5 protein-coding genes are annotated in these 4,279 nt (G+C 31.3%); all 5 read right to left on the reverse strand.

Annotation, left to right across the window (positions count from 1 at the left end):
• The coding region (locus STRDD11_RS10520) for a DeoR family transcriptional regulator (protein ID WP_128837334.1) at positions 1–103 on the reverse strand (103 nt) is incomplete at its 3' end.
• 104 nt (positions 104–207) lie between these two features.
• Positions 208–507, reverse strand: a complete 300-nt coding sequence (locus STRDD11_RS10525; RefSeq protein WP_128837252.1) for a hypothetical protein — start codon at positions 505–507, stop codon at positions 208–210.
• 79 nt (positions 508–586) lie between these two features.
• Complete coding sequence (locus STRDD11_RS10530) at positions 587–2,182, reverse strand: ATP-binding cassette domain-containing protein (protein WP_128837253.1); 1,596 nt, start codon at positions 2,180–2,182, stop codon at positions 587–589.
• A gap of 578 nt (positions 2,183–2,760) precedes the next feature.
• Positions 2,761–3,624: a helix-turn-helix domain-containing protein gene (locus STRDD11_RS10535; protein WP_128837335.1), complete on the reverse strand. Its 864-nt coding sequence runs from the start codon at positions 3,622–3,624 to the stop codon at positions 2,761–2,763.
• Between the two features lie 152 nt (positions 3,625–3,776).
• Positions 3,777–4,157 (reverse strand): recombinase zinc beta ribbon domain-containing protein, encoded by a 381-nt coding sequence (locus STRDD11_RS10540; RefSeq protein ID WP_241209416.1) that lies wholly within the window; start codon positions 4,155–4,157, stop codon positions 3,777–3,779.
• Positions 4,158–4,279 lie beyond the last annotated feature (122 nt).

Here is a 4,279-nt window from a genome sequence, read left to right on the forward strand (position 1 = left end):
TCATGTCTGAGACGTTCATAGTTTCCATAATATCTTGAACATAGATTGTTCCCGTCTTATTGACAAGGTTCACAATCTCATCTAATCGCTCCTGTTTCCTCATTTTACTACCTTCTTGTGCTTTTTCTGTTTATTATATACTTTTAATGTGACAAAAGCAACAGTTATATGTTTTAAATAAACAAAAAACTGAGATTGACTCAGTTTTCATAGTGTTAACATAATCTTGTTCAGAATGTCTACTTTATTAGAATAATCGTTAATAAGAGCCAATACAACTCCTAAGTAATTTTCTATTATATTTGGTGATTCATTTAGATTACCAAGTAAATTTTTACTATTTTGTAATTCTTCATAAAGCTTCTCTCTTACAAACATTCTATTTTTTCCTATATAGTTGAATGCACACATCATAACACTCATCCCTGCATAACCGCGACAAAGATATAAATCATCATATTTCCAATCTCTACTGCTATCAAATATGCAGAATATTTCATTATACAAGTAACTACTTATTTCCTGTTCAACTGATAGTGAGTATAGCAATAAAAGTATGGAAAGTCTAGATTATTATATCTTATAATTAAGAGTTTGATTTAATCATCCCTTCCTCAAGAGTTAACACTTCATCAAACATTGAGATAAAATTATCTGATGGTTCGTGAGCAATACAAATAATCATTTTTCCTTGCAATGAGGCTACTAATTCTTCAATACGCAATCTATTTTCTTTATCTAAAGACGATGTAACCTCATCCAAAAGTAAAATTTCTTTATTAGCAAGTAGAGATCTAGCAAAATCTAGCCTCCTCTCTTGCCCACCAGATAACTTATTTTTGATTTCATCCTCTAAATTAATAGTTTCTAAACTGACCTTCTGCAACACTTGATGAAGTAGACCTTTATCATAATCTTTATACATTGTTAAATTGTCAATGGCTGGTTTATCAAAAATAAACGTTTTCTGCTCCACATAAGCAACTGATGAGTAATCTAACTTGATACTAGTAAAATCCTGCCCATTAACTAAAATGCTCCCAGTAGTATTAAAACCATCTGGTATCAAACCTATCAAAGAATTCAAAAGTGTACTTTTCCCACCTCCACTTTTTCCAACAATGAGATATTTTTTACCTATCTCAAATGTTAAATTTATATTTTGTAATATATTTTGTTTCTCTCCTAATATTCCAAAATTAACCAGTTCGATTGTATCAATTTTTATATTTTCTCTATTAGATGCTTCAGCTGGTACTTGCTTTATCGTTTTAACTAAATCATTAACCAATTTCTTTGAAGATAAGATATCCGTATAGCTATGCTTCATGTTAGTAATTGGATAAGTAATATACATCACTAATTGACGGAGTCCAATAAATTCTCCTAGAGAAAGCCTCCCCTTAAGGACAAAAAATCCTCCAACTACCCAAGCTCCCTGGTTTACAATCATTGTTATTGCATATGATATCGCTTCTATTGAATTTGCTTTTCTATAATAAGCCACGTTTGATTTTCTCAACTGCTTACTTTTTGAATTCACAATATCAGTGAAAGAGTGCACTGCTTCAAATAGCTTGACTGTCTTTAAACCAAAGTAAAAATCTGATACCACATTAAAATAGTTTTCTTTTGATTTTACGCTCACATCTCTTGCTTTTTGTAAAGAACTTTGAGTTAACAAAGGATAAAAAAGAGGGAGTAAACTCAAAATAACCATTATGATAGTATAAGATGGTTGTAAAAATAAAGATATGATTGAAGCAAAAACAAAAACCAAAATATCATTAGTTATACTAATAATTTGTTCTAAGTATTGTTTTTCTAAGACTTCTAGTTCATTAGTATAGGTTGAAATATGCATTTCAGGATTGCTACGATAGATAGCAAGCAAAGACTTTCTTCCGTTACTATCAGTCAAATCACTTCGTATATCATGTAAAATTTTTTGAATCAATTTCTGATTTGAAACTTCAACACAATACTCCATTAAGGAATCAAAAACTATATAAACTAATAACAACACTACGTATAATATGAACGTTTCTGAGTTAACATTTGAAATAGAATCAATGATTCCTTCTAGTACAAAAGCTAAGCTCAATACAGAAATTGCACCAATGATATTTACTATTAAAAATTGGCCTACTAAAAAAGGATTTTGATAAAAATATTTTTTCATTTGAGATTCTTTGTAACTTCTTTAATAAAAATAACCTAATAAAAATCAGGAGCGATAATAATTATCACCCCTGACTCAACAAAATGTACTCTAGCATCTATGTTGACTTGGCTGATTTCTTCCCATCAAGAGAGCAGCTACATCAATATCATCAACATCGATAGAAACATTTTCTTGTTTTAGAGTAAGATATGTATTTTCCATAGTATGTATTATCCTTTCATAAATATATTTAAGATTTTTATCCTGCGAGGACAAATCTTATCAAACCTCATAATTGGCGTTATAGATTACTGAATAGTTAAAAAATTTTTCCATTTGCAGGGCCTGGATCGATACCTCTAGTCATCTTATGGACTCGAGGTCCTCCTGCAATTCCTAATAGGATTAAACCCATAACTAACAAAGCAACTGTTTTCCTAAACAAACTCTTCATATGTCTCTCCTCTTGTTTTCTTACATTTATTTTATCACTTCAAAATTATCTTGTCTAGAGTTTTTATATTTTTTTAATTTAATACTTTTATGTATCTAATGCAATTAAAAACAATGCTCTTCGTTGAACATTGTTTTCATTATTATGTGACATCTGCAAGGTAGTGCTCGACTTTCAGAGTCATTGACATATTTTCCTCAAGTTTGTAGAGGAAATGAGCTATCTCAAAATATTCTTTTACCGAACTTTTAGAAGAAAAACTTTCACTGACATTTCCCATCAATAAATACAAATCAGCCAAAAGATAAGTTGTTCTATAGTCACTACACTGCTTTATCGTAGCTGTGATTTTAGTAATAGCCTCTTCGATATTTTTCTCTAACCATAGGTATCGACAAACGTTATAATTGAACTTAATAGATAGTTCTAACTCTTCAATTGTGTTTAAATTAAGTTGATTCACTTGATGCTCTAGCTTGTCTCTAATCTCATTAAAACGTTCTAAATCTTCAATATCATAATAAAAATTGAATAGAGTATTTGAAACTTGAAGGTAGTTCAAGTCAGATACACTTAACTGAGATAGCATCTTCTCTAATCGTGTAATTGCCTCTTCTTTCTGTCCGTAAAAATAAAAATCTATCAATGATTTTATCCACTCCATATAAAACTTATCTGTTAGAGATAAGCGATGAGCTTTTACACTTTCCAATTCATATATATATTTCAAAGATTCATAATTTCGATTTGTGATAAAAGTTTTCGCCAATTTTTTAAACTCTGATAACTCATTAACTTCCTCTACAATCTGATCATCGAAAAAGTAGTCCATACTAACATTCAATTTTTTAGCCAAAGCATGCAGAAAATCAGCTCCAGGAGTAAACTCCCCACTCTCTAACCGACTAATTTGACCTTGTTTACAAATCCCCTCAGCTAGTTCTCTCTGAGACATTTTTAATTCTTTTCGTCTATTTTTTAATCTTGTTGCTAATAGTATACCCACGTTTGTATTTCCTTTTCTTATTGATTCCTCTTTAAATTGTAACACGATTAATTCTAAAATTCCAAATATATTATTCAAAAAATACAAATTTTAATCTCTAAATAGGAATGAAGATAAATATATAGTATCTATTCTTTCCTATTGTCACAAACCTATAAATCAACTTCTGTTCCTTCTAAAAATTTAATACTGATGCAGCCGTCTTCCCCGAGTGCTATTTTCTCTAACACCTGGCACATCCTTCGTCCATCAAATGCAGTCTGGTCACTCTCAACTAGTTTCTTCAGTTGCTCCGAATGGTACTTCTCCAGCTTTTGATCCTCACTAAAGTTGGCCCATTTTTCTAAAAGCGTGTCCTTGTTTTCCCTCAAAATTTCTAAGGCTCTGAGGAAAGCCTGCTGCAGGGTTTCTTCATCAATATAGCGATTAGTGCACCCCTGGACTCCTTTTACCTTGTAGCGGTTATTGCAATGCCAGACAGGCCGTTTCCCTCTGCTCGTGGTCCAGTTTTTTTGCCAAACAGACCTCCGCATTCCTTGCAGAATACTTTGCAGGTAAACGGATTATAATCACACTGAACAATGTAAAAATTGATATGATTGTCCTCAATGTTTCTCACAATATTTCTTGGTTCGTAGCATTCCAACTACTTCAA

Source organism: Streptococcus sp. DD11 (genome assembly GCF_001578865.1).
GTDB lineage: Bacteria > Bacillota > Bacilli > Lactobacillales > Streptococcaceae > Streptococcus > Streptococcus panodentis.

What these genes read in the sequence shown, in the direction of transcription:
- STRDD11_RS10530 (WP_128837253.1), bottom strand. Translation starts at nt 2,182, where the DNA reads ATGAAAAAATATTTTTATCAAAATCCTTTTTTAGTAGGCCAATTTTTA.
- STRDD11_RS10540 (WP_241209416.1), bottom strand. Translation starts at nt 4,157, where the DNA reads ATGCGGAGGTCTGTTTGGCAAAAAAACTGGACCACGAGCAGAGGGAAA.